18 protein-coding genes are annotated in these 26,230 nt (G+C 59.3%); 9 read left to right on the forward strand and 9 right to left on the reverse strand.

Features of this window, described 5'->3' with window-relative positions; translation table 11 throughout:
• The first annotated feature begins 133 nt into the window (after nucleotides 1-133).
• The 4 genes from BLS51_RS06995 to BLS51_RS07010 all read left to right on the forward strand — a co-directional run bounded on the left by BLS51_RS06995 (nucleotide 134) and on the right by BLS51_RS07010 (nucleotide 6,493).
• Complete coding sequence (locus BLS51_RS06995; protein ID WP_255369052.1) at nucleotides 134-3,355, forward strand: efflux RND transporter permease subunit; 3,222 nt, start codon at nucleotides 134-136, stop codon at nucleotides 3,353-3,355.
• A complete protein-coding gene (locus BLS51_RS07000; protein ID WP_090176020.1) occupies nucleotides 3,348-4,496 on the forward strand; it encodes an efflux RND transporter periplasmic adaptor subunit in 1,149 nt (382 codons plus the stop codon). The genes BLS51_RS06995 and BLS51_RS07000 overlap by 8 nt, the downstream gene beginning before the upstream one ends.
• Entirely contained in the window at nucleotides 4,493-5,899 is a 1,407-nt protein-coding gene (locus BLS51_RS07005) for an efflux transporter outer membrane subunit (RefSeq protein ID WP_090176015.1), read from the forward strand. The genes BLS51_RS07000 and BLS51_RS07005 overlap by 4 nt, the downstream gene beginning before the upstream one ends.
• Nucleotides 5,900-6,007: 108 nt before the next feature.
• Complete coding sequence (locus BLS51_RS07010; protein WP_090180472.1) at nucleotides 6,008-6,493, forward strand: Dps family protein; 486 nt, start codon at nucleotides 6,008-6,010, stop codon at nucleotides 6,491-6,493.
• A gap of 48 nt (nucleotides 6,494-6,541) precedes the next feature.
• Here the strand turns inward: BLS51_RS07010 and BLS51_RS07015 are convergent, their stop codons facing one another.
• From BLS51_RS07015 to BLS51_RS07025, 3 genes are all read right to left on the reverse strand, one after another.
• On the reverse strand, nucleotides 6,542-8,278 hold the full coding sequence (locus BLS51_RS07015) for a methyl-accepting chemotaxis protein (RefSeq protein WP_090176011.1): 1,737 nt from the start codon (nucleotides 8,276-8,278) through the stop codon (nucleotides 6,542-6,544).
• A 161-nt stretch (nucleotides 8,279-8,439) separates the two neighbouring features.
• Complete coding sequence (locus BLS51_RS07020) at nucleotides 8,440-10,692, reverse strand: TonB-dependent receptor (RefSeq protein WP_090176007.1); 2,253 nt, start codon at nucleotides 10,690-10,692, stop codon at nucleotides 8,440-8,442.
• Between the two features lie 85 nt (nucleotides 10,693-10,777).
• Nucleotides 10,778-11,791, reverse strand: a complete 1,014-nt coding sequence (locus BLS51_RS07025) for a glycoside hydrolase family 53 protein (protein WP_090176002.1) — start codon at nucleotides 11,789-11,791, stop codon at nucleotides 10,778-10,780.
• A 111-nt stretch (nucleotides 11,792-11,902) separates the two neighbouring features.
• Here BLS51_RS07025 and BLS51_RS07030 point away from each other — a divergent pair, with 111 nt between their 5' ends.
• The 3 genes from BLS51_RS07030 to BLS51_RS07040 all read left to right on the forward strand — a co-directional run bounded on the left by BLS51_RS07030 (nucleotide 11,903) and on the right by BLS51_RS07040 (nucleotide 15,011).
• A complete protein-coding gene (locus tag BLS51_RS07030; protein WP_090175998.1) occupies nucleotides 11,903-12,760 on the forward strand; it encodes an ion transporter in 858 nt (285 codons plus the stop codon).
• 73 nt (nucleotides 12,761-12,833) lie between these two features.
• Complete coding sequence (locus BLS51_RS07035) at nucleotides 12,834-13,964, forward strand: branched-chain amino acid ABC transporter substrate-binding protein (protein WP_090175994.1); 1,131 nt, start codon at nucleotides 12,834-12,836, stop codon at nucleotides 13,962-13,964.
• A gap of 105 nt (nucleotides 13,965-14,069) precedes the next feature.
• The gene (locus tag BLS51_RS07040; RefSeq protein ID WP_090175991.1) at nucleotides 14,070-15,011 is read left to right on the forward strand and encodes a GlxA family transcriptional regulator; all 942 of its coding nucleotides are present in this window, start codon (nucleotides 14,070-14,072) and stop codon (nucleotides 15,009-15,011) included.
• A 136-nt stretch (nucleotides 15,012-15,147) separates the two neighbouring features.
• Here BLS51_RS07040 and BLS51_RS07045 read toward each other — a convergent pair whose 3' ends face one another.
• Together BLS51_RS07045 and BLS51_RS07050 are read right to left on the reverse strand one after the other, a co-directional pair.
• Nucleotides 15,148-15,906 carry an SDR family oxidoreductase gene (locus tag BLS51_RS07045; protein ID WP_090175987.1) on the reverse strand — a complete coding sequence of 253 codons (759 nt, stop codon included), beginning with the start codon at nucleotides 15,904-15,906 and terminating at the stop codon, nucleotides 15,148-15,150.
• Between the two features lie 34 nt (nucleotides 15,907-15,940).
• Nucleotides 15,941-16,738: an SDR family NAD(P)-dependent oxidoreductase gene (locus BLS51_RS07050; RefSeq protein ID WP_090175983.1), complete on the reverse strand. Its 798-nt coding sequence runs from the start codon at nucleotides 16,736-16,738 to the stop codon at nucleotides 15,941-15,943.
• Between the two features lie 164 nt (nucleotides 16,739-16,902).
• Between BLS51_RS07050 and BLS51_RS07055 the strand changes: the two genes are divergently transcribed.
• Complete coding sequence (locus BLS51_RS07055; protein ID WP_090175978.1) at nucleotides 16,903-17,802, forward strand: LysR family transcriptional regulator; 900 nt, start codon at nucleotides 16,903-16,905, stop codon at nucleotides 17,800-17,802.
• Nucleotides 17,803-17,806: 4 nt separating this feature from the next.
• Here the strand turns inward: BLS51_RS07055 and BLS51_RS07060 are convergent, their stop codons facing one another.
• The 4 genes from BLS51_RS07060 to BLS51_RS07075 form a co-directional block, all read right to left on the reverse strand.
• Complete coding sequence (locus BLS51_RS07060) at nucleotides 17,807-18,658, reverse strand: N-acyl homoserine lactonase family protein (protein WP_090175974.1); 852 nt, start codon at nucleotides 18,656-18,658, stop codon at nucleotides 17,807-17,809.
• Between the two features lie 228 nt (nucleotides 18,659-18,886).
• The gene (locus BLS51_RS07065; protein ID WP_090175971.1) at nucleotides 18,887-19,366 is read right to left on the reverse strand and encodes a hypothetical protein; all 480 of its coding nucleotides are present in this window, start codon (nucleotides 19,364-19,366) and stop codon (nucleotides 18,887-18,889) included.
• A gap of 405 nt (nucleotides 19,367-19,771) precedes the next feature.
• On the reverse strand, nucleotides 19,772-20,986 hold the full coding sequence (locus BLS51_RS07070; protein WP_090175967.1) for an HNH endonuclease: 1,215 nt from the start codon (nucleotides 20,984-20,986) through the stop codon (nucleotides 19,772-19,774).
• A gap of 27 nt (nucleotides 20,987-21,013) precedes the next feature.
• Nucleotides 21,014-21,919: a hypothetical protein gene (locus BLS51_RS07075; RefSeq protein WP_090175964.1), complete on the reverse strand. Its 906-nt coding sequence runs from the start codon at nucleotides 21,917-21,919 to the stop codon at nucleotides 21,014-21,016.
• A 183-nt stretch (nucleotides 21,920-22,102) separates the two neighbouring features.
• On the opposite strand from BLS51_RS07075, the gene BLS51_RS07080 reads away from it, so the two are divergent.
• Nucleotides 22,103-26,140, forward strand: coding sequence for a DUF4365 domain-containing protein (locus BLS51_RS07080; protein ID WP_090175961.1), 4,038 nt, complete (start codon nucleotides 22,103-22,105; stop codon nucleotides 26,138-26,140).
• Nucleotides 26,141-26,230 lie beyond the last annotated feature (90 nt).

The following is a 26,230-nucleotide window of genomic DNA, read 5'->3' on the forward strand; positions in this document are numbered from 1 at the left end:
TTGCTGCAATACACCATCGCTTTGCCAACGGTATTGATTAGCCTGGCTCATAAGGGCATTCGATTCCGCCGCATTACTCAAAATGCTGCACCGCGCTATATTGCCCGGTCAGTCTGTCCCTGGGGGTAAGTTTGTGTTAATTGAAATCGTCCGCGTGGCGCTACGGCGCCCCTACACATTCGTGGTCATGGCCTTGCTGCTATTGATCGTCGGTCCGCTGGCGGCATTGCGCACGCCGACCGACATCTTCCCGGATATCAAGATCCCGGTGATCGCGGTAGCCTGGCAGTACACCGGCCAGCCGCCCGACCAGATGGCCGGCCGCGTCTCGACGCTGTTCCAGCGCGCGCTGACCACCACCGTCAACGACATCGAACACATCGAGGCGAATACCTTCACCGGCGTCAGCATCGTCAAGATCTTCTTCCAGCCGGGCGTCAACATCGCCGTCGCCAATGCCCAGGTGACGGCGATTTCGCAAGCGCTGCTGCGCCAGATGCCAGCCGGTATCACGCCGCCGCTGATCATCAACTACAACGCCGCCACCGTGCCTATCCTGCAGGTGGCGCTGTCCGGCAAGGGACTATCGGAACAGCAGCTGTCCGACCTTGGCACCAACACCGTGCGCACGCCGCTGGTCAGCGTGCCGGGCGCGGCGATCCCGCTGCCTTACGGCGGCAAGCAGCGCCAGGTGCAGATCGACGTTGACCCGGCGCTGCTGCAGGCACGCGGCCTGTCGGCGCAGGACATCGCCAACGCGCTGGCGGCGCAGAATGTGCTGACGCCAGTCGGCACGCAGAAAATCGACAGCCTGGAATACACCATCCAGCTGAACAGCGCGCCGTCGGCCATCGCCGACCTGGCGCGCCTGCCGGTGAAAGTGGTCAACGGCGCCACCATCTACCTGGGCGACATCGCCAACATCCACGACGGCAATGCGCCGCAGACCAACGTGGTGCACGTCGACGGCAGCCGCTCGGTGCTGATGTCGGTGCTGAAGAATGGCTCGGCCTCGACGCTGTCCATCGTCGATGGCGTGCGTGAAAAGATCAACACGCTGAAAGCCGGCTGGCCCGAAGCGCTGACCGTCACGCCGATCAATGACCAGTCGGTGTTCGTGCGCGCCGCGATCAAGGGCGTGGCCTCGGAAGGCGTGATCGCCGCCGCGCTGACCAGCCTGATGATCCTGCTGTTCCTCGGCAGCTGGCGCTCGACCATCATCATCGCGGTATCGATTCCGCTGTCGATTCTGGGCTCGATCATTGCCCTGGCGGCCTTCGGCGAATCGCTGAACCTGATGACACTTGGCGGCCTGGCGCTGGCGGTCGGCATCCTGGTCGATGACGCCACCGTCACCATCGAAAACATCAACTGGCACCTGGAACAAGGCAAGCCGGTGGAAATGGCGATTCTGGATGGCGCCGCACAGATCACCACGCCGGCTTTCGTCTCGCTGCTGTGCATCTGCATCGTGTTCGTGCCGATGTTCTTCCTTGACGGCGTGTCGCGCTTCCTGTTCGTGCCGATGGCCGAGGCGGTGATCTTCGCCATGATCTGCTCGTTCATCCTGTCGCGCACGCTGGTGCCGACCATGGCCAACTATCTGCTGAAACCGCATGACACCGGCGAAGGCCACGCCCATGGCCACAATGGCCATGGCCAGCCGGCGCCGTCGTCGAATCCGCTGGTGCGTTTCCAGCGCGGCTTCGAGGCCCGCTTCGAGCGCCTGCGCGCCGGCTACAGCAATCTGCTGGAAGCGGCGGTGGTCAGCCGCAAACGCTTCATCATCGGCTTCATGGTGGTGGTGCTGGCTTCGTTCTCGCTGGTGCCTTTCCTGGGCAGTAACTTCTTCCCATCGGTCGACTCCGGCCAGGTACTGATCCACGTGCGCGTGCCGGTGGGCACCCGGATCGAGGAAACCGCCGCCCGCTTCGCCCGCATCGAGCAAGCCATCCGCCGCGTGATTCCCGCCAACGAGATCGTCACCATGACCGACAACATCGGCATGCCGGCCAGCTCGATCAATACCGTGTACAACAATACCGGCACGACCGGCCCCCACGACGGCGACTTCCAGATCGCGCTGGGCGAAGAGCATGCGCCAACCGCCGAGTACGTGCGCAAGCTGCGCAAGGTCTTGCCGGAAGAATTCCCGGACACCACCTTCTCCTTCCCGCCAGCCGACATCGTCGGCCAGATCCTGAACTTCGGTTCGCCAGCGCCGATTGACGTGCAGATCCGTGGCGCCAAGATCGCCGACAACTATGCCTACGCCGACAAGCTGCTGAAACGCATCCGCGCCATTCCTGGCGTGGCCGACGCCCGCATCCAGCAGTCGAATAAAGCGCCGGTATTCAATGTCGACATCGACCGTACCCAGGCGCAGCAGCTGGGCCTGACCACGCGCGACATCACCAACAGCATGGTGGTCAACCTGGCCGGTTCGTCGCAGGTGGCGCCGACCTTCTGGCTGAATCCGGCTAACGGCGTCAGCTACCCGATCGTCATGCAGACGCCGCAACCGCAGATGGACTCGCTGTCGGCGCTGGCCAATCTGCCGGTCGGCAACGGCTCGACCACCAGCACCGCCACGCTGGGCGGCGTCGCCCGCTTCGAGCGCGGCACGCAGTCGGCCATCGTCAGCCAGTACGACATCCAGCCGATGGTGCAGATCTACGCCACCACCCAGGACCGTGACCTGGCAGCCGTCGCCAAGGACATCAACCGGGCGATCGAGGAGACCAGGGCCGAGCTGCCGAAAGGCTCGACCGTGCAGATGCTGGGCCAGGTCAAGACCATGGACCGCGCCTTCGCTGGCCTGCTGTACGGCCTGCTGGGCGCGGTGGTGCTGATCTACCTGCTGATCGTGGTCAACTTCCAGTCGTGGCTGGACCCGGCGGTGATCGTCTCGGCGCTGCCGGCGGCGTTGGCCGGCATCGTCTGGATGCTGTTTGCCACCAACACCACGCTGTCGGTGCCGGCGCTGACCGGCGCCATCATGTGCATGGGCGTGGCCACCGCCAACTCGGTGCTGGTGATCTCCTTCGCCCGCGAACGGCTGGACGAGCTGGGCGACGCCACCGCTGCCGCGCTGGAAGCCGGCTCGGTGCGCTTCCGTCCGGTGCTGATGACCGCGCTGTCGATGATTATCGGCATGCTGCCGATGGCGCTGGGCCTCGGCGACGGCGGCGAGCAGAACGCCCCGCTGGGCCGCGCCGTGATCGGCGGCCTGATCTTCGCCACCACCGCCACGCTGCTGTTTGTGCCGGTGGTGTTCAGCCTGGTGCACCGCAAGCACGCGCCCAAATCCACATCCAACGACCAACCTATTTCCGGAGCACCTGTCCATGTCTAAACCATCTCGCACCGGTCACAAGCCGCTGGCCCTGGGTCTGATCGTCCTCGCCGCCGCGCTGGTGGCGGCTGGCGTCCTGAGCCGCCGCTCGCAAGCCGAACAAGTCAAGGAAGCCAGCACGCCGGTGGTGCCGCTGGTCAGCATCACCACCGCCGGCCAAGCTGCCGGCGCCCCGCTGGAACTGCCGGCGCGCATCGAGCCGTGGCAGCGCGCGCCGATCTACGCCCGCGTCAGCGGCTACCTGAAGGAATGGAAGGTCGACATTGGCGCGCCGGTGAAAACCGGCCAGACGCTGGCCGACATCGAAACCCCTGACCTCGACCAGCAGCTGCTGCAAGCCAAGGCCGAGCTGGCCACCGCGCGCAGCAACCTGACGCTGGCCACCAGCACCGCCAAGCGCTGGCAAGGCCTGCTGGCGGCGGACGCCGTCTCGCACCAGGAAGCCGACGAGAAGGCCGGCGACCTGGCGGCCAAGCAGTCGGCAGTCAACGCCATGCAGGCAAATGTCGACCGGGTACAGGCGCTGCAACGCTACACCCGCCTGGTGGCGCCGTTTGACGGCGTGGTCACCGCCCGTAACACCGACGTCGGCGCGCTGATCAGCGTTGGCGGCGCGCCGGGCTCGGAACTGTTCGTGGTGTCCGACCTCAGCCGCCTGCGCGTCTACGTCAACGTGCCGCAGCGCCAGGTGGCTGCCATCAAGACCGGCGACAAAGCCGAGCTAAGCGTGCCTGAGCGTCCGGGCAAGACCTACACCGCCACCGTGCAGTCGCTGTCGCAGGCGATCAACGCCAGCTCCGGCGCCATGCTGGTGCAGCTGACCGTGCAGAACGACAGCCGCGAGCTGCTGCCTGGCGGCTATGCCTCGATTCACTTCGACACGCCAACGGCCAGCGGTGCGCTGAGCATTCCACCAAGCGCGCTGATCTTCAACAAGTCCGGCACGCAGGTCGCCACCCTGGGCAAGGATGGCCGCGTGGTGGTGAAACAGATCACCGTCGGCCGCGACCTCGGCAATGTACTGGAAGTGGCGGCCGGTATCGATCGCAACGACCAGGTCATCGCCAATCCGCCGGACGGCGTCGCCACCGGCGACAAGGTGCGCGTGGCCAGCGCCAACAATGCAAAGGCCAAGCTGTGAAGATACTCTATGCCACAACCCTGGCCCTGGCGCTGGCCGCCTGCGCCCAGGCGCCGGTGCAACAGCCGCCCGTCGTGCCGCTGGCCGACAGCTTCCGCGACCTCCCCGCCGGCTGGTCCGACGGCAACGCGCAAACGCCGCAGCTGCCAGCCGACTGGTGGAGCATGTACCAGGACGCGCAGCTGAATACGCTGCAACAGCAGTTGATCGCCAACAGTCCCGATCTGGCCAGCGCGCTGGCGCGCTACCGGCAGGCGCAGGCCGCAACCGGCGTCGCCCGTTCGGCGCAATCGCCAACCCTGGGCGTCTCGCTCAACGGCCAGCGCGACCGCCAGTCGGACCTGCGCCCGCTGCGCGGCGCCACCTCGCCGTCCGAATACAACAGCGGCACATTGCAGTTCGACCTCGGCTATGAAGTCGACCTGTGGGGCCGCATCGCCAAGCAGGTCAGCGCCGGCGAAGCGCAGGAACAGGCAGCCGGCGCCGATCTGGCCGCCGCCCGCCTGTCGCTGCAAATCCAGCTGGCCGACACGCTGCTGGCCCTGCGCGGCGCCGACGCCGACCTCAAGCTGCTGCGCGACACTGAAGCCGCGTACAAGCGCCAGGCCGAACTGATGACCCGCCGCCACGACGGCGGCAGCGCCTCCGGCCTCGACCTGGCGCGCGCCGAAACCCAGCTGGAATCCACCCGCTCGCTGCTGCGCCAGCGCCAGGCGCAGCGCAATGTGCAGGAACACGCGATTGCCGCGCTGGTCGGCGCCAACGCCGCCAGCTTCAGCATCGCGCCAGGCGATGGCGCCAGCTTCGTCACGCCGGTGCTGCCGCTTGGCCTGCCGTCGCAACTGCTGCAGCGCCGTCCGGACATCGCCGCCGCCGCGCTGCGCGTGGCTGCCGCCAGCGACCAGCTGGGCGTGGCGCGCACAGCGCTGTTCCCATCGCTGACGCTGGGCGTCACCGGCGGCTACCAGACCAGCGACTTCGACCGCTTCGCCCGCGCCTCCAACCTGTTCTGGGCGGTTGGCCCGACGCTGGCGGTCAACCTGTTGGACGGCGGCCGCCGCAAGGCGCAGATCGCCGGCGCCGAAGCGTCGCTGGATGAAGCCGGCCAGCGCTACCGCTCGGTGGTGCTGACCGCGTTCCAGCAAGTGGAGGATCAGCTGACGCTGCTCAACAACTACGAGGAAGCAGCCAAGTCCGACCACCTGGCCGCCTCGGCCGCGCAGCGCGCGCTGGACCTGGCAACCAAGCGCTATGACCAGGGCGCGGCCAGCTACCTGGAAGTGGTGACGGCGCAGACCGCCTACCTGCAATCGCGCCGCAGCGAGCTGGACCTGACCACGCGTTACCGCCAGGCCGGCGTGCAGCTGGTCAAGGCCATCGGCGGCGGCTGGCAGCCTGGCTAAGTGGGACGGGTAACAGGTATGGCAAGCAGGTCTGGCAAGCGGTACAGGCACGTTCAGCCGCATGGCGCTACAATGGTGCAGTCGAATGACCAACCTAGGAGTGAAATGATGGCTGCAAAACCTATCAAGATCGATATCGGTCTGACCGAAAAAAGCCGTGCCAAGATCGCCGCCGGCCTGTCCGGCCTGCTGGCCGACAGCTACACGCTGTACCTGATGACGCACAATTTCCACTGGAACGTCAAAGGTCCGATGTTCAATTCGCTGCACCAGATGTTCATGACGCAGTACAGCGAACAATGGGCCGCGCTGGACCAGATCGCCGAACGCATCCGCGCGCTCGGCTACCCGGCGCCGGGCACCTACGCCCAGTTCGCCAAACTGGCGACCATCAAAGAAGTCGAAGGCGTGCCGCTGGCGCTGGACATGGTGCGCCACCTGGTGGCAGCACAGGAAGCCACCGCCCGCACCGCGCGCAAGCTGCTGCCGGTGGTCGACGAAGCTGACGACCAGCCAACCGCCGACCTGCTGACCCAGCGCCTCGACGTCCACGAAAAAACCGCGTGGATGCTGCGCAGCCTGCTGGAAGAATAAAAAATTCGGGGAAGCCGGCGGTGCGCCGGCTTTTTTGCTTTTAAACGGTCAGAACTCTTCCCACTCCTGGCTTTCGTCTTTCGGTGCTTTGCGCGGTGCGGCGGCTGGCTTGGCTGCGGAGGCGGCAGCCGGCTTGGGCGTCAGCTTCAGCGCCGGTTTGCGGGCTGGTGCGGCGGGAGTATGGGTGCGCGTGGCGCTGCGCACCGGTGCCGATGCCGTCTTGCGGGCGGCGATATTGCTGCCTTCCACCTGGAACACGGCCACCATCTCGGCCAGCTTGACGGCCTGCTCCTGCATCGCTTGCGACGCGGCGGCGGCCTCTTCCACCAGCGCGGCATTCTGCTGCGTGACGGTATCCATCTCGGCCACAGCAGTGTTGATCTGTTCGATGCCGATTTCCTGCTCACGGCCAGCAGAGCTGATCTCGCTGATGATGTCGGTCACGCGCTTTACGCTGGTGACAATCTCTTCCATGGTGGTGCCAGCCTCATTGACCAGCGCGCTGCCGCTGCCGACCTTCTCCACCGAATCGGTAATCAACGCCTTGATGTCCTTGGCGGCGGCGGCCGAGCGTTGCGCCAGGTTGCGCACCTCGGTAGCCACCACGGCGAAACCACGGCCCTGCTCACCGGCACGCGCCGCTTCGACCGCCGCGTTCAGCGCCAGGATGTTGGTCTGGAAAGCGATGCCGTCAATCACGCCAATAATGTCGGCGATCTTGTCCGACGATTGGGTGATCGAACCCATGGTGTCGATCACGCGCGTCACCAGCTCGCCACCCTTGACGGCGATATCGGAAGCCGAAGTCGCCAGCGTATTGGCCTGGCGTGCATTGTCGGAATTCTGCCGCACGGTCGAGGTCAGTTCTTCCAGCGACGACGCGGTTTCTTCCAGGCTGGCGGCCTGCTGCTCGGTGCGGCGCGACAGGTCCAGGTTGCCGGCGGCGATTTCGCTCGATGCGGTGGCGATGGCGTCGCTGCCCTCGCGCACGCTGCGCACGGTGCCGGCCAGGCGCTCCTGCATCTGCTGCAAGCCTTCCATCATCTCGCCCATTTCGTCCTTGCGGCCGTGCTCGATGTGGTTGGACAGATTGCCATGTGCCATGGCCTGGAAATGGGCAATCGACTGCGTCAGCGGGCCCATGACCGCGCCCAGCAGCAAATAGCCCGAGACCGCAGCCAGCACGATGCCGACAACAATCGCACCGACAGCGATCACCATGTTGCGGTCGTAGGCGGACTGGCTGGCGTCATACTGTTCGGCAGTGGCCTTCAGCTGATAGCCCGACAGCTTTTCGGAACTGTCGGTGTATAGCCGGAACAGGCGCGTGACTTCGCTCAGCATCAGGCGGTCGATCTCCGCCTTGTTCTTGTCGTTGATGGCCTTGACGGCCGCCAGCAGACCATCCTTGATCAGCGCATCGCGCTGCGCGGCCACCTTGTCGGCCAGTTCTTTTTCGCCAGCGCCAAACGGCAGCGAGTAGTAGCTGCTCCAGAACTTGTTGCTACCTTCGATAAAGTCCTGGCTGCGCTTCAGGGTTTCCGGCACATTGGCCGCATCCGGCGCCAGGGCGACGCGATCCAGCGACAGGCGCGCACGGTCGATCTGAATCTGCGCCTCGTAAATGGCCTTCATCGAGACCATGGAATTGCTGTACACATCCTTCAGCACATTGTTGGATGTATGCAACGCGACAATACCTTTGACGCCGATAAAAATAATGAGTACGCCAAGCAAGGCCATGGTGCCTATCAGCCGGGTACGAATCTTCAGGTTAGCAAACATGAAAGTTTCCTATGGGGTGAGCTAAGAGAATTCGAACACGGCGGGGGTGGGGCCGTAGAAATAGTTGCCCGCCAGGCGGAGGTGGCATGGGGGCGGAGAGATGAATGCGATCAGCTTAGCGGAATACTTTCCATATAACAAGAGATATCAAACTATGCGACTTAGAAGCGTGCCTTGACGCGCAGGCCCACGGTGCGCGGACGGATCATGTACAGATTATCGCCCGGCTGGATCGCGATGGTATTGGTGGTGATGTCGCTGATTTTGGCGCCATTGGTCAGGTTGGTGCCGAACAGGCCAAATTCATACGCACCGGTGCGATACACAATGGTCGCGTTCAAGGTATTCGATGAAGGAATGCGCGAGTAGCTGCCCTGCGACGCCGCGAAGTTGGTGTACGACTCGCCGCGATACGCATAGTTGGCCGACAGCGCGATCTCCTGCGCCGCGCCCAGCGGAATGCTGTAGTTGGCGACAGCGGTGGCGGCAAACTTCGGCGCATACGGCACGCGTGCGCCTTCCGGTATCGACTGCGCGGCCACGCCGGTAATCACAGGATCGGTGGCGGTGGAGTGATTGAACGACGCGCTGACGCCGAACGAAGCCTGGCGCGACAGCTTGAAGAAGCTTTCCAGCTCCACGCCTTCGCTGCGGATCTTGCCAGCGTTTTCAGTGAAGTAGTAGGTGCATGGCAGACGGTTGAATACCTGCACGTCCTTCCACTTGATGACGTAGGCGCTGGCGTTGAAGGTCACACGGCGATCGAACAGCGTGTTTTTCGAGCCGGCCTCGAAGTTCCACAGGCTGTCCGGCGAGAACGTCGACGGCGCGTTCTGGCCGCAGAAATCAAACGGCACCGGCTGATTGTTGCCGCCGTAGCGGAAGCCTTTCCCCACCGAGGCATATACGGTGTGGTCCTCATCGATACGGTACGCCGCCGCAAAGCGTGGATTGGCGCCCTTCGACGTTTCGCTGCTGGTGCTGATTTCCGGCTTGCTGCTCTGCGGCGCCGATGGCGTCGAGTTGATCAGGTTGCCAAACAGGCCGCTGAATTTCAGATCAAAGTCCTGTGTGCCGCGGAACAGGCGCACGCCGGCGGTCAGGTCCAGCTTGTCCCATACGGTGTAGGTGGCTTCGGCGAACACCGCAGCCTCTTTCGAATCGATGTTCTGCGTGCCGGAGAAGTAGTCGTCCGGCGTGAAGGCGTTGTCGTTCAGCTGCGAGTTATAGCCGGGGAAGTTCTTGGCGAGGGCAAAGCGGGCGTCGAAGCCGGGCGTCGGCTGGTCCTGGCGCAGGTCACGCTTGCCTTGCGTGTAGAAGGCGCCGGCGGTCCACTTCAGCGGGCCGCCCGCCTTCGATTGCAGGCGGAACTCCTGCGCGAAATTGGTGATGGCGTTGTCGATCACGTAGGACGAGGCGATCAGCGGCAACTGGCCGCCGAAGATGAAGGCGGTTGCCTTGTACTGGCCGGAGTTGATGTAGCGCGTATCGCGGTGCAGGTAAGAGCTGGACGACACCAGTTGTGCCGCACCTGCATCATAGTTCAGCGTCAGGTTATACAGTTGCAGGCTGTCCTTGCTGGTCTGCTGGATCAGCGAGGTGGTGGTGTACGGCGCCAGGCCGGAATACGCATCGTTGATGCCGCCCTTGATATTGGATGCGGTCACGCTGGCGTCGATCAGCAGATCCGGCGTGGCGCGCAGGCGTGCCGCCACGCGGGCCTGGTTGGTCGAGACATCGTTGTCGGTCTTGCCGTTGTGCTGATTCAGGATGTAGCCGGAATCGTTGCCGGTATAGCCGGTCAGGCGCAGCGCCAGCACATCGTCCTTGACCGGCACGTTGACCGTGCTGCGCACATTGTGATTGTCGCCGCCGAACTTCGACGTGCGCGAACCGACCGCTTCCACCGAACCGTAGAAGTCATTGAACTCCGGCTTCCTGGTAATCTGGCGCACCGTGCCGGCCATGGCGCCGGCGCCAAACAGCGTGCCTTGCGGGCCTTGCAGCACTTCCACGCGTTCCAGGTCCAGCACTTTCAGGTCGGGATTGCTGGACTTCAGCGTGACCGGCATCTCATCGATGTACACCGCCACCAGCGATGCATCCTGCACCTCGGACGGCACAATGCCGCGCACCACCAGGCCGCGGATCGTGATGTTGTTGACGCCCGCGCCCTGCTCCTGCAGCGACAGCGCCGGCACCAGGTTGGCGATGTCGCTCAAACTGCCTTGGCCATATCTGGTCAGCGCCTCCGGCTTGATGACCGTGATCGCGGCCGGTACCTGCTGCACATCCACCGCGCCGGTCCGGGTCGCGGTCACTTCGACCTTTTCGATCTTGTCGGAGCCATTGTCTTGCGCATTGGCCGCCGCGAATACGCCGGCAATCGCCAGCGCCATCAGATTTTTGTTCATCCCGATCCTTCAGTGATTATTTTTAGTTGAATACAAAAAGTATACACACTCAAAAATCACTGAGTACGAAGATAAATGAGTTACTTTATAAGGAATCCAAAAAAGCATCCATGGCCTTGGTCGGACGGCCATCGTCGCCCCACGCGCTCAACTCGTAATGGCTCCAGCTGCGGGCGCCCTGCGGTTCCCAGTAGATGACGCCCAGGCCTTTTCCACCCGGGACCTGCCGCACCTTCTGCTGCACGGCCATCAGCATGTCGTAGGTATTTTGTGGCTTGCTGTCCTCACCGCCCACTTCAACCACCATCACCTCCTTGCCGTAGCGCGTCGCCATGTCGTTCATGTTGGCGGCCAGCGCGTCGATCGATTGCGTATAGTCCGGCTTTCCGTCCAGCCAGTACGGATAATAGGACAGGCCGATGACGTCATATTTAGCGCCGTGCACTTTGGCGTTATCGAACCAGGTGCGGAACCATTGATTGTCCTGTCCACGGTCCAGGTGCAGCACTACTTTGGAGGACGGGCTGACGGCCTTGACGGCGTCATAGCCCTGGTTGATCAGCTGCGCCAGTTGCGGCCAGTTGTCGGTATGGCCTTCCGGATAGATCATGCCGGTGCGCGTCTCATTCCCCACCTGCACCCATTCCAGCGTGACGCCGGCCTGCTTCATGGCGCGCATGACCTCATAGGTGTAGTCGTAGACATCCTTCTTCAGTTGCGCAAAATCGTGGCCCACCCACGCGGCAGGCTTGCGCTGCTGCTGCGGATCGGCCCAGCTGTCGCTGTAGTGGAAGTTCAGCATCACGCGCATGCCCATCTTCTGCGCGCGCAGCGCCATCGCGACGGTTTCGTCCCTGCTATTGTGGCCGCTGGCCTTGTCGTCGGACGGATGCACCCAGGTGCGCAGACGTACCGTGTTGATGCCGTGATCCTTGAGGATCTGCAGCAGGTCCTGTTCCTTGCCCTGCCTGTTATGGAATTTGTAGCCGGTGGCCTCCATCTGCGGCAGCCAGCCGATATCGGCGCCTTTGACGAATGGTTCAGCGGCATGGGCGGACAGGCCGGCCGCCATCAATAAGGTGAGCAGTAGTTTTTTCATGCCGCCATGCTAGCCCAAAGGCCGGGCCGCGAGGCATGCGGAAAGTGCCACGATCCATGCCCATTCGATATGGCCGCCACCGGTGTGGATTTGCCAGTAAGATAGATGCCCATGAATCCAGTCCAACGCCCCATCGATCCGCTTCAGCAACGCCTCGGCAAACCGGCCGGCGGCTGGCGCGCGAAACTCTACGCCATCATCTTTGAATCCGATACGCGCAAGGGCCGCGCCTTCGATCTGACGCTGATCGGCGCCATCCTGCTCAGCGTGCTGGTCATCGTGCTGACCAGCGTGCAGTCGATTGCCGCCGAATACGGCGCCTGGCTGCATGCCGCCGAGTGGTTATTCACCATCCTGTTCACGCTGGAATACATCGGCCGCTGCCTGTGCGTGCAGCGCCCGGTGATGTATGCGCGCAGCTTCTTCGGCATCATCGACGTGATGTCGATCCTGCCGAGCTATCTTTCGCTGTTCATTCCGGGCGCGCATGTCATCATGGGCGTGCGGATTCTGCGCCTGCTGCGCATCTTCCGCATCCTCAAGCTGACCTTGTACATTGAGGAATACAGCATGCTGGGTGACGCACTGCTCGCCAGCCGGCGCAAGATCTTCATCTTCCTGTCGGTGGTGTTCCTGATCGTTTTCCTGCTGGGGACCGTGATGTACGTGGTGGAAGGGCCGGAGAATGGCTATACCAGCATCCCCACCGCCGTCTACTGGGCCATCTCCACCATGACCACGGTAGGCTTCGGCGACCTGGTGCCGAAGACCGACATCGGCCGCGCCATCGCCTCCTTCATGATGCTGCTGGGCTGGGGCATCCTGGCCGTCCCGACCGGCATCATCAGCTCCGAAATCACCTACCAGCGCGGCCGCGCCACATTGACGCCAAGCGCCTGTCCTGCCTGCCTCAGCACCGGCCACGACGCCGCATCGCGCTACTGCAAGGACTGCGGCGCCGAACTTTAAGCAGCATGCAATCATTATTGTGATGAGTTTCAACCAAACGATTAACCGGGCTCAGAAGCCCACCAAGGCTCCCATGCGACGCACTCCTCCTTTCGTACTGCTGCTGTTGACGCTAGCTTCCGCCCAGGCCCAGACCGTCGTCAAGATCGGCGCCGCAGCACCATATTCTGGGCAAAGCGCCCACCAGGGCAAGGACATTGAAAATGGCGCGCAAATGGCGATCGACGATCTCAACGCCAAAGGCGTCACCATCGACGGCAAAAAAGTGCAGTGGGTGCTGCTGGCGGAAGACGACGGCAGCGATCCCAAGCAAGGCACGGCAGTGGCGCAGAAACTGGTCGACGCGGGCGTGGCCGGCGTGGTCGGCCATCTCAACTCGGGCACCACGGTGCCGGCGTCCAAGATTTACCACAGCGCCGGCGTGCCGCAGATATCGCCGGCCGCGACCACGCCGCTGTACACCCACCAGGGCTTCGAGACCGCCTTCCGGGTCGTCGCCAACGACAATCTGGTCGGCCGCGTGCTGGCGCGCTACACGGTCGCCACGCTCAAGGCAAGCAAGATCGCCGTCATCGACGACCGCACCGCGTTCGGCCAGGGACTGGCGGACGAATTCGTCAAAGGGGTGAAAAGCACCGGCGGCGCGCAGATTGTCAGCCGCCAGTTCACCAGCGACAAGGCGGTCGACTTCAACGCGATCCTGACGCAGATCCGCGCGCACAAGCCGGACGTGGTGTTTTACGGCGGCATGGACGCGGTGGCCGGCCCCATGCTGAAGCAGATGAAGGCGCTGGGCATTACTGCCAGGCTGGTGTCCGGCGACGGCATCTGCTCGGAAAAAATGCCGATCCTGGCCGGCGACGCCCTCGGCGATGACAAGGTGATCTGCGTGGTGGCCGGTGGCATCGACAAGCAACAGCAGCCGGCCTACGATGCGTTTGCCGCGCGCTACCAGCAGCGCTACAAACTGAGCCTGCAAACCTACGCGCCCTACGCCTACGACGCCGTGATGGTGCTGGCCAGCGCCATGCAGCAGGCCAGGTCGGCGGACCCGGCGCGCTATCTGCCGGCGCTGGCCAACGTCCGGTATCAGGGCATCACCGGCACCATCAGCTTCGACGCCAACGGCGACCTGCGCAACGCCGCGCTGACGCTGTTCACCTACCGGCACGGCAAGAAGACCAGCTTGCAGGTGGTGCGCTAGCCCGATCGCCACCACGCGTTCTCTCTCCATTGGCATAACTCGTCTTCCCGCAGACGGCGGCAATGCGCGCTATGATGGCTGCTTCGTTTCAATTTGGAGTACAGCATGCATCGGATAGGCTACCTGCTGACAGACGGATTTCAAATGCTTGCGCTCGGCACGCAATCGGTATTCGAATTCGCCAACGCCGGCCTGGATCAGCCCTTTTATGCGGTGGAACAATACGCGCTGGAGGCAGGCGGCGTGCGCTCGTCGATGGGGGTGACGGTGTCCTGCAAGGCGATCGGCGAAGCCGGCCGGCTCGATACGCTGGTGGTGCTGGGCGTCACCGATCCGCTTGGCAATCCAACGCCGGCCGAGCTGGTCGACTTTCTGCAACAGCATGGCGACACCTGGCGCCGCGTTGCCGGCATCTGCACCGGCGCTTTCATTCTGGCCGAGGCCGGACTACTCAACGGGCGCCGCGCCACCACCCATTGGGCCTACGGCCGCACGCTGCAGGAGATGCATCCGGACGCCCATGTCGAAGAGGATCGTATCTACATGGTGGACGGCCCGGTCTGGACTTCCGCCGGCATGACAGCCGGCCTCGACCTGGCGCTGGCGCTGGTGGAAAAAGACCTGGGCCACGAGGTGGGCCGCACCGTGGCGCATAAAATGGTCATGCATCAGCGCCGCTCCGGCGGGCAGACCCAGCATTCCGAACTGCTGCAACTGTCACCCAAATCGGATCGCATACAAAATGTGCTTAGTTATGCGCGCAAGAATCTGCACCGGGCGGTCAGCGTGGAAGAACTGGCCGAGAGCGCCAACCTGAGTCCGCGCCAGTTCACCCGCGTCTTCACCGCCGAGACCGGACAGTCGCCAGCCAAGGCGCTCGAAGGACTGCGCCTGGAAACCGCGCGGCTGATGATCGAACAAAGCCGGCACCCGCTGGAAATCATCGCGCGGGAAACCGGCTTCCGCGACCGCCGACACCTGCGCGAAGCCTTTGTGCGCGGCTTTGGCGTACCGCCACTATCGCTGCGGCGCGAGGCGCGGGTGTGACGGACTCAGTTTTTCCTTGTCGGGAATAAGGCCAACAATTCTGACACGCCAGCCAGCAGGCCGAGGCCCCGCCGGTGTGGAGATGCCGGCGCCTATTGCGCAGGCGCGACCGCACTGAAGCAGTCGCGCCAACCGGTCAGACCGGGATTGGATTCACCATCATTTCAGCGTTGAAGCCGTTGAATACGCCGTACTCGCCAGGGCCGGGATTGGCACGGAAGCCCTGGATGGCTTCCACCACCACCTCCTCGCGATCGCTGGCCAGTCCTTGCATGGTTTCGGCGATGAAGGCATCGAGCGGCATGGCGCGCGGGTCGCCGCTCTTCTTGATCAGGTCAGTATCTACCCACGGCGGGGCGATTTCCTGCACCTTGACATTGGTATCGCGCAGCATGAAGCGCTGCGACATCGCGTAGGAATGCAGTGCTGCCTTGGTGGCGGAATACACGGCCGTCACTGCCAGCGGAACGAAGGCCAGCACCGAGGTGTTATGAATGATGGTCGCTGCGGGCTGAGCTTTCAGGTGCTCGATCAACGCCGAAGTCAGGCGGATGGGGCCGAGCAGGTTGGTATCGATCAAGGTGCGCGTCAAGGCGTCGTCCAGTACGCCACCGGCGTCGTCGAATGGCATGATGCCGGCGTTGTTGATCAACACGTTCAGCGACGGATAGCGGGCGATCAGCGTCTGCGCCGCTGCATCAATGCTGGCGGAATCGGCGACATCCAGCTCGATCGCTTCCATGCCGGGATTGGCTGCCACCACCTGATCCAGCAGCGCCTTGCGGCGGCCGCCGATGATGACCTTGTTGCCGCGTTGATGGAAGGCCTCTGCCAAGCCACGGCCGATGCCGGAAGCGCCGCCGGTGATGAAGATAGTGTTGTCGGTCAGTTTCATAATTTTTCCCAGGTAAGTGATATTGATTGCGTGATTAAGCGGTGGCGTAGCGTGGCGCTGGCGTGTTGGTCGACAAGTGCGGCGCCAAGGCTTTGCGTGCGGCCTCGTAAGCATCCCAGTGCGCCACGTCCTGCAGCGATGGAATGGAGACCAGCTCGCCGCGATCAAAGCCGACCAGCGCGGAACGCACCAGGTCCTCGGCACGCATGACGATGTTGGCCGGCAGGTGCTCAAGTGGCAGACCGCCGGTGGCCCAGAAATCGGTCGCGGTGGCGCCTGGCAGCACGGCCTGGACGCGGATGCCTTTGTCGGCCAGTTCGTGGTGCAGCGATTGGCTGAAGGCCAGCACGAACGCCTTGCTGCCGCCATACACACCATTCAGCACTTCCGGCGCAATCGCGACGATCGACGAGATATTGATAATGCCGCCCTTGCCGCGCGCCACAAAGCCCGGTATGGCCGCGTAGCTGAGGCGGGTCAGTGCCGTCACGTTCAGGTCGATCATCTGTTCCATGCGCTCGACGTCGCTTTGCAGCAGCGGCGTATGCGTACCGACACCGGCGTTGTTGACCAGCAGCGTGATGCTGGCATCGTCGCGCAGTTTGGCTTCGACCACGGCGCGCTGTGCGGGAATCGCCAGGTCGGCATCCAGTACCTCGACCATACGCTGGGTGGCGGTGGTAATGCGGGTGGCCAGCGCATTCAGGCGCGAGCGGTCGCGCGCCACCAGGATGAGGTCGTAGCCTTTATGCGCCAGCTGTTCTGCGTAGATGGCGCCGATGCCGGAGGAAGCGCCAGTGATAAGTGCGGTGCCTTGATAGGTTTGCGTCATGATGCGACTCCTTGTGAGGGTTAGCGAGATTGCGTGAAGACATAGTAGGCTGAGGCCGCAATCCGGCAAACGACGTAGATGGACATGATTTAGGACATGCGTGCACTCCACGACGCTCTCCAGGACCTGCTAAACTGATTTCCTTTGGCGCGACAGGAGAGACAATGCAGGAAATGACTGGCGCCACGCTGCAAGACATCATGGCGTTCGTCGCGGTCGCGCAGACAGGCAGCTTCACCAGCGCCGCCGAGCGGCTGGGCACCAACAAGTCGAGCGTCGGCAAAGCGGTGCAAAGGCTGGAAAAACATCTGGCGACGCAGCTGTTTCAGCGCACCACGCGCGCCGTCCACATCACCGAGGATGGCCAGACCTATCTGGCGGCAGCGCGCGTCGCCATCGACCGTCTGCGCGAGGCCGAGCAGGCGCTGGCTGCCAACCGGGCCGAACCCGTAGGACGGGTGCGGGTCGACCTGCCTGCCGGCTTCGGACGGCTGATATTGCCGACCCTCGGCGCGCTGCGCGAACGCTATCCCAAGGTGGTGGTGGAACTGTCGCTCAACGACCGGATGTCCGATCCGGTGGGCGACGGCTGGGACATCGTGGTCCGGATCGGCCATCTCCCCGCCGACAGTGAAATGACCGTGCGCAAAATCTGCGACCTGCAACTCGGTCTGTACGCGTCGCCTGCCTATTTGCAGCAACGCGATGCCATCGCGTCGATCTCGGACCTGATGGATCACGACGCCGTGCTGTTTCGCAGCTTCACAGGACAATTGCGCGGCTGGTCCTTGAACGATCATGGCCAGCGCCGCGAGTTTGCGCCAACGCCGGCGCTAATACTGGACGGGCATGCGTTTGTCGAAGCGGCAGTCCTCGGCCTGGGTATTTCGCAAATGATCGACCGCTTCGCCCGGCCCTTTGTGCTGGACGGACGCCTGGTGCATGTGTTGCCGCAGGCCGACGTGCCGGCGCCACCGGTCCATGCACTGATACCGGTGGGCCGAAAAATGACCGCCAAAACGCGCGTGGTGCTCGATCACATTGTCGCCACGCTTCAGCAGTAATTACTCAGTCAAGGAAGCCAGGCATCTTCGACAGCTTCTGGTTGTCGACCGGCTCATGCTGGATCACCAGCGTGGCGTGCTTACCAGCGATAAGCTGATCGAGCTTGTTTCCGGACGCCACGGTTTGCTGGTGGTTATAGTTCCAGGTTGGCACCTGCTGGCGCTGATGGTTTTCGGTAAAGTGCCACTGGTCGCCGGACAATACGTAATAACCGGCGTGATTCAGTTTGAGCAGCAGCGCCATGCTGCCGGGCGTGTGGCCAGGCGTCTGGATCGCTTGCAGTGTACCGTCGCCGAACAGATCGACATCGCCGTCGATGATTCGTACCCGCTGCAGTTTGTCACCTGAGATGTGGGAGCTGAACAGGCCGGCATCAATATAGTGCGCGGCAGCTTTCTTGGTATCCGCCATGGCTTCCAGCTCGCCACGCTGGATGATCAGGGTCGCGTTGGGGAAACTGTTGACCTGACCGGAGTGGTCGAAATGCGAATGCGATACGGCGACATACTTGATGTCGTCGGCACGTAGGCCCAGGTCGGCGAGCTGCTCGACGATGGTACGGTCAAGTCCGGTTGCAAAACTGCCTTCGGTGATAGGGCCGGCAAGATATTTTTCCGGCAGGCCAGCGTCCCACAGCAGCCAATCGTCGCCATGTTTAATCAGATAGCAGGACATGACGATGTCGTAGGACTGGCCCTGGTACAACCCTTCGTCCGACATCACTGACTTGTCGCCCAGCGTCATGTAACCGCAATCCAGCCGGTACATCCTGACGTCCGGCGTGGCCGCGTACGCGGTAGCGGCGGCGGCAAAAGAGAAGGCGGCGAAGGCGAGCCCGGATAAAAAGCGTTTCATGAGTATTCTCCTGGAAGATGCGTTACGTAGGTGAGGCCGCCAGCGTGATTCAGTTCACACACGCCGGCAACCGATACGGCAGTATGCCGCCGCAACCGTGTGCGATAAACCAGCCGAAAGGAGACTCTTTGTCGCCCCAGGAGATACAATGTTGACGCATCGATTTGGTGGTCGCGCCTATCCTGACGCCTATCTGATCTGCGCCGGATGCAACGCCTTGCTAAATCGCTACTTGCTAATCGCTATAAGCTTTAGCACGTCCTCTTTGGAAAATCGCCCGTCCAGCCACGTCGCGGCGTCCGGGGCAGCAGCGGCGATGACAGCAGCCGCCAACTGAGAGCGACCGTCCAGCACCAGGCATCTGGCTTGGGCTATCCGGGCAGCATCCAGATAAAAACTGTCGTCAGCCAACCCTGCCTGCTCGGCACAGGCGGCAAAAGCGCGCGCGGCCTCCGCCTGGTTCCCCATACGGTAAGCGATATAGCCTTTTTCGAATAAATAAGGCTGAGAGTCAGGAGAAATTCTAAGCGCCTCGGACGCTGCTATATCCGCCTTCTGGAAATCCTCTCCGATGCCATGAACGTGAGCGAGTTTGCACCACGCAGCGGCGTCCTCCGGCGCAGCGGCTACCCACTGCTTGGCCAGACTCAAGGCCGTTGCCTGATCCTCGCCATCAACCGCCCGATCAATATCAATCGCATAGTTCATTTTTCTCTCCTTGCGATCCGATTTCCGCCACATCTTCGCTGACCTGCCCCCGCATGCATTGATCCATTCTAGCCCCATGCAGCCCCCTTTTGGCGATCTGGAGACGCGAACCAGGCCGCGCATCGTGGACGCGCCATTCCCCACTCACGTCCACATCTGTTCATGGCGATCTTCTCCTCATTTGCCTGAATTCGTCAGCCAGCAGCCGAAAGCGGTAGAATGACGGGTTACGCGCGGGGGTGGTTTGCGCTCCCGCAACACCAGACTTATCGCATCGCCAGACGAACCAATGACCACAGTCCCGAACGAAATCAACGCCGCCGCAGTCAAGAACAGCCCCACCGAGAAACTGACCCCGATGATGCAGCAATACCTCTGGGAAATTAAATTTTAGAAATTCCCCCTCTAGGATTTGCTCAGATCTTTAGTCCCACCCTGCACCAGTCCCCCGTTAGTCCCCAAAATTGACGTAAATTGAAAGCTCACAGGCTTCACAACGCCAAACCGCCGACGCTCTAGTTCAGCCAAACCTGAATGCTCTCCCACACCGGAATTGTGTGCATGAAGCTCAGCAAAACTTAGCGGGCCAATGAACATATTCGCTCCATGAGCCACCACGTGGGCCACGCCGTCACGGTATGGATCGAATCGGCTATCAGCCCATAGGGCTTGCTCGTCAGACAGGATAATGAAGTAGCCGTCACCATTTGGCATCACGAGGCCAAGGATGAATCCCGTTTCGATAGCATGAAAGTAAATAGTGTAAGTGCCACGCACGTGGATGAACTTGGCGACCTGCTGCATGTTAGGAGCTCTCGTCAAGTAATGGACTAATTCACGACGTCGATCACCGTCCCGCTCAAGCATGGCAAGTTTCAATCGTTTGCTGTAGTCCGAGTCACGGTAAGATTCGCCGAACAGTTGAAAGCCGAAAGCTCTCGCGATCTTAGCCATGAATTTTTCTTCCGCCCCTGTATCCACGGCCATACTCATGCTCAAGGGGGATCGCGAAAAAGCTAAAGTATGGATCTTGCGAAATTCAGCTCGATGCTCTTCTGGAATCCGACCTACCGTAGTCTGATCTTCTATCTCAACATCAAAGTTTCCGGCGTAACGCTGAGCTCCCTTGAACTGCAATTCAAAAGATCGAATAGTGAAACAGACCTTGCCACTTTGAGCATCGGTCAAGAATAGATAAGCTCGGCCAGGATGTCTTTTCCGCTGGATAGGATTCCCACCAGTATAGGTATCATATATCGGGGCATCCTCCAGATGGACATGGTAGACATGCTCACCGTGAGCCCCCTCCCACTTCTCGCAAACCTCACCCTCTTTCAATTCCAAATTTCGAACTTGTCCCTTGTAGAAAAAAGGTGCCCACGACGAACTTGAATGTGGATCGACAAAATCCATCTGCGACATGGCTTGCACGTTCTTCGTCAATGCCCCCTTCAAGAAGGGACCATCAATGACAAGGCCTGCTTTGGAATTGCAGTCTCGGCAAACTGCTCTGGTCTTGAAAAAATCGTCACAGAGTTTGCCGCCGAGGCTTTCGGGAAAAATATGCTCCAATGAGAAGAGCCCCGCAGCCTTCTCTTCGTCGCAGTAGATACACTTCATAGATTTTTTAAAAAATAGACAGCCAAATTAAGAAGATGTGGCTCTGAGCCGAAGCTCGGCCTTAGCGTATAAATCCTTGAGCCCCTCTTTAGTGAGTAGTGCTGGCATCCGAAGGTGCCAGCCAGGCTCATCACCGAGCTCCTCACGCACTGTTTCCATAAATGCCGACACAGAAGGATGAGGATCAATTTCGTCAGCATAGAAGCCATCGAAGCGAGTGAAAGGACTGCCACCCTTCTTCATGCAGCTCACCATGTCTGCAACCGTGTATTGGGCCTTCTCTCCGAGTAGACTGTAAGTCTTGCTCTCAGCTTCCCAGTTCTTTTGAGGCCAGATCAAAGTGTCATTCTCGTCTAATGGCTGTGCGATATGCCCTTCATCGCGAGCAGTGTTAAATTGTCTTAGCACTTCCCAGGTCGATGCATCGATAGAAAAGTGGATCTCAAATCTGTCTACGCTATCGCTCCAACGCTCACCAAAATACAGTGTCCACCGGCTCCTGCTCTCCGATTCGACATCACTACAGCGGGCGTCTTTGATCAAGTCCCACTTACGCCAGATCCGCGAAAGAATTCCTTTGGTGGTTCCAATCTTGATCAGCCTAGAGTGGGAACCATCAGGGCGACATTCAAAGTCATAACCACGCCTCGCAGCGAATAGAACAAAGGATTGAGTCCATAAGTCCGGCTCTTCAGCTAGCCGCAGGATTTTCCCAAAGTTCTTCGAGGTGAACAAGCTCTTAAGCGATTCCGACGAAGACGAACTCTTCACTGCACGGTCATGAAGAGTGGTGCTCCCATCGATCCAGTAGGCCTTGGGATTGCCACCATTTTTTAGAGCTTCTTCTGCCGCTGCCGCATCGTTTTGCAAAATGGCTTTCGCAAGAGCCAACGTCTGCAGGTCGTCGTGCCACTCGAATTCGGTTTTTCCCATGGGTTTGTCCGCAAACTTTCTAACAAGAAGTTAAACAATGATTGTCAACACTGCTTTGTTTTTGCTCGCTCGCCAAAAATTATTGCATTGGCAATTAACTATAAATTACCATACCAATTGGAAATTCTTCAAACTTAGACGCAACTTTGTCCTGCTCAAAAATTAACAACATGACAGGAAAGCATGAAACATCAACGAAAGGTCGAAATGTCTCAGAATGGACCACTACCTACTGTCAGCGAAGCACAGGCTATCGGGGGCAGAGCTGAGAAGTGTTTTGGTGCCCGCTGCCCAGAAAACTGGTCGCCACAACCCGGCACAAACACAGGCGACTTCGGAATCGATTACGAAGTCCTAACCTTCGAAAACAGCCAGGCCACTGACACATTTCGCGTTCAACTCAAAGGCACTACAGTTCCAGACCTAGTGGCCAATGGAAGCGAATTTTCGATTCAACTGAAAGCGTCAACAATTCGCTACTACGCGAGATTTACAGAGCCCATTCTGCTTGTGCTTTGTGATCTAAGTGCCCATCCGCGAGCTATCGACTGCCCTCTCTATTACGTATGGATTCACGACGAACTAAAACGGATCAATGCACGTGATCTTCCTGATGAGCAGGTCTCGGTAACTCTTCGCATTGCAAAAAAAGACTTGCTAGACGAGAACACCAACTTCACAAAGGAGCTCGCACAGTTCAGAGCCCTAGCTAGCATCGGGATGACGCTGCATATCACCCTCGAACGACAGAATCCTGGATTAGACACCTCTGCGAGTATCGCCTTACTCGAAAAAATTCCGCGAGGATTTTCTGAACGAAGCCCGGCCCTAATTGAATCAATGGCCGAAGATCCGGTAACGTCATGGCCAGCTAAACCACTCGGCACTATGGTGTGGTATCTCGATGAAGCCGAACGCTACTTATCCGTGGGTTCATTCGCACGTGCGGAGGAAATGTTAAGGTCGGCTGACGACTTACTGGCCAGCGCTACACCATTAGAAGTGGGTGACTATTGGCATCTTTGCGGCCGTCTACACATGGCGAACCTAGCTCAAGAGCAAGCATGTGCAGACTATGCAGCAGCTATGAATGCTTGTCCGAACCATCCTCGGTTTATCGCAGCGTGGGCAGAGGCAAAAATGGCGATTACCTTCGCAGAGGATGGACCAAATGACTTCACGGAAATTTATGAGGCTCTCCAATCTTCTGCACCGTTAATCCTTGGAGTAAAAGCTAGACTCTTGTCTGCGGAAAAGCGAGACGAGGAGGCAGAGGAGGTTCTAAATTCTTTTGATGGTCCGGAGCAGCTTGCAGCAAAGGCTATCATTCGAACTATGCGATCAAGATGGCAGGAAGCCATCGAGGTCTGTGATGCCGGACTTCCCCTAGAGAATATTAGAGATGCGACACGTAATCTGTTCTTAATTCTGAAATCGAAAGCTCAATTCCATCTCGCCGTGGATGTCGAACCGGATCACGGATCAGAGCACATCCGAATGCCTTTATCTGGATATTCGGATGCCAATTTGATGCTTCTGCAAGAAGCCTGGACTGGCATGCTTGCGGCACTCGATGGACTACGCCTGGCTGGCTGGACCAGCAATATCGAATTTATAGCGGATATCATTAGTGCAGCAGCCTCAATGCTTCACACAGAGGAGCAGGCGTTAGCAGTTCTTCGTGAAGCTGCTGAAAAACGTCCAAGCCTCTCAACACTGCAAACCGCTGTCGAGTCGCTCGCTACGCAGGTGGGCAATTTTGATCTTGCACTAACCGCTAACGCACGCCAGGCAGAAAATTCAACGAAAAAAATACGCCGAACGTCTTTACTCCACATGGCTAAGCATGATGCTGAGTGTATCGCTTATTTTGAATCAGCCCTGGCTAGTTTAGATCAAACTGACCCAATGTTTGAGGAGGCTCTCACAGCTGCGATCCTTTCCTCCAACAGACTAGTGCGAACTGACCTCGTTAGAAAGTGGATGAGTATTTTTGACGAGAATCCAAACTCTGCTGCACAGAAAGCAGTAGTGAACTATGCTATAGCGATTTCAAAAAATAAGGTTAGACAAGCAGACGCGATCTCGGGTTTGTATGATAGCTTCTGTGAGCTAGGTAAACCTAAGTCAATGGCGACGCAACTGTTCTTTGCACTGAATCCTCGATTCTATCAAGACGCAGAAAAAATTGTAATTGTGGCCGAGACTCTACAGGCGGATAGAATTTTCCCATATGACGCTGTTCTCCAACTCGCCCAAGCCTATGCAACGCTTGAACAATGGGATCGACTGTTAGATTGGATCGTGGAAGCTCAGATTAGGTTCCCCACGCAGGAAATGCTGGTAGCAATCAAAGCTTCGGCTTTAGATCGCCTGGGCCACACTGCTGAAGCCAGAGATCTCCTATCTTCGCTCATCGAGAGGGGTTCAAAAGATCCCTTCACGTTGGGAACCCTCATCGATATCACAACTCGATGCGGCTTTATAGAGGAAGCCATTGCAGCAGCTGAAATCTTGACCGCATCCGACCCAAAAAACGGATTGAAGCACCTGCGACTATTGCACAATTTGGTTCGAGCAAAAAATCCTTCAGACGCTCGTGCTCGTGATATCGCATGGCGAATGGGTGAGCTGACAGATACGGATAGCGAGGAACAGGAAGGCCTGTTTCTGATGTCCATTGCCATATCTCCGTTACAAGGAAAGCCAGACCCAGCACAAATCGAAGAATATCAGCGAAGACTGCAAGCCTATAGTTTGAAGTTCCCTAAATCTAGAATTATGCGGTCAGCCTCCATACCTGCTGATGCGAGTGCAGAAGAACTAATCGCGATACTCACCGATTTAATTGGAGAGTCTCCTGAGCAGTTCGAGGCGAGGCGGCAGAAACGAACGCAACAAGAAGAAGATAAACACGCTCCTTTTTCTTGGAGACCAGACCTCACCTATCCAGAAGCAAGAAATCTTCCTCATCTTTGGGAAATATCCAAGAATGCTAAAGGCTCAGATAAGAGAGCGGTTCTAGCGATGATCCTATTTCCGTGGACAGCAGTGCCAACGAACCAGATGCAAAGCCATACGCCGCTAATGGATTTGTTATCTCTAATGCTGACCTATGACCTAGGCATTCTTGGTTTGTTATTCAAGATTTTTCCATTTATCGCGGTCTCTCAGCGAACGATGCAAGAACTTGGAAAGATCGGAGACCCCATTGACGGCTCGCTTCATCGCGAAAAAAGACAAGGCATTCAACAAATTTTGCAGGCTCATTTTTCTCAATTACGACAACCATCCGAGCAAAAATCGTCGCTTCCAGAATCAATGCCTGAATCGGTGAGGCTCACAGACGAAATTAAGGCCCTCTCTCATCAGTCATCATACCTACTGTATTCGGACGATGCATACATTCGCCTGTTCTGCCAAGATGGTGACCCAGACTTTAGAAGCATATGCACGCTTGATGCTCTATCTGCGATCGAATCTCAGGGGATACTTAGCTCCAAGGAGGTTGCTGAAAAAATTGGGATGCTTTGTATATGGGGAGTTGAGATCGGGATTGATCAACGATGGCAAATTGCCAGCCTGCCAGATGAGCTGGGAGGTATGCAGGATCTCGCTGACGGTGCGGATTTGATCGAGAAAACTCCTCATTGCATCGCCATCTTCAATGGCATATGGGATCGCAAACCTTCAACTTATGGTGATTTGCTAACCCATGCGAGTCACCTCATGAGCCTGATGCTCGGCGAGCACAAAATGAATGCAATGGCAGTGGCATCCCTCATGGCCATCTGGCACGCGAAGGCAATGAAAAAAGAAGATGCACCTCGCAATGCTATTGCATCACTAGCACAACTAATACGCAATGCTGCTCTTTTTTCGTTTGAAAAGAACACCAAGCCCCGCAATAGTGGAGAGTTATGGCAGATCCTCTTCCTGTTGGTGCGTCATGTAACAGGTCGAGATCTTGACAATGAGAGTTTGGCAGACACCCTTCATATGATGACGGCAGCTACGGCTAGCCACGACCTACTGAGGAGAAAACTGAGTGAGCCGAGCTTGATGTCGTTCTTTGCATTGGGGCTCAAAGACGGTGAGACGGCCCGTTCCGTCTTCCTGAAAATCTATCCTTTGTGGAGAAAATCTTTGCTGAAAGACCTGGGAGTCTCCACGCCTACTTTCGAGCACTTCACACTGACAAATAATAAACCAGCCTTGTAGTGGTCAACCCATCCCGGACACTATGTTAAGTTTTTCTTCGACGACGGCCGGTGCCAGTCCCTGGTTGAACTGATGCGGCCGTATCCAGTT

Origin of the sequence: Duganella sp. OV510 (assembly GCF_900100205.1) — a bacterium.
GTDB lineage: Bacteria > Pseudomonadota > Gammaproteobacteria > Burkholderiales > Burkholderiaceae_D > Rugamonas.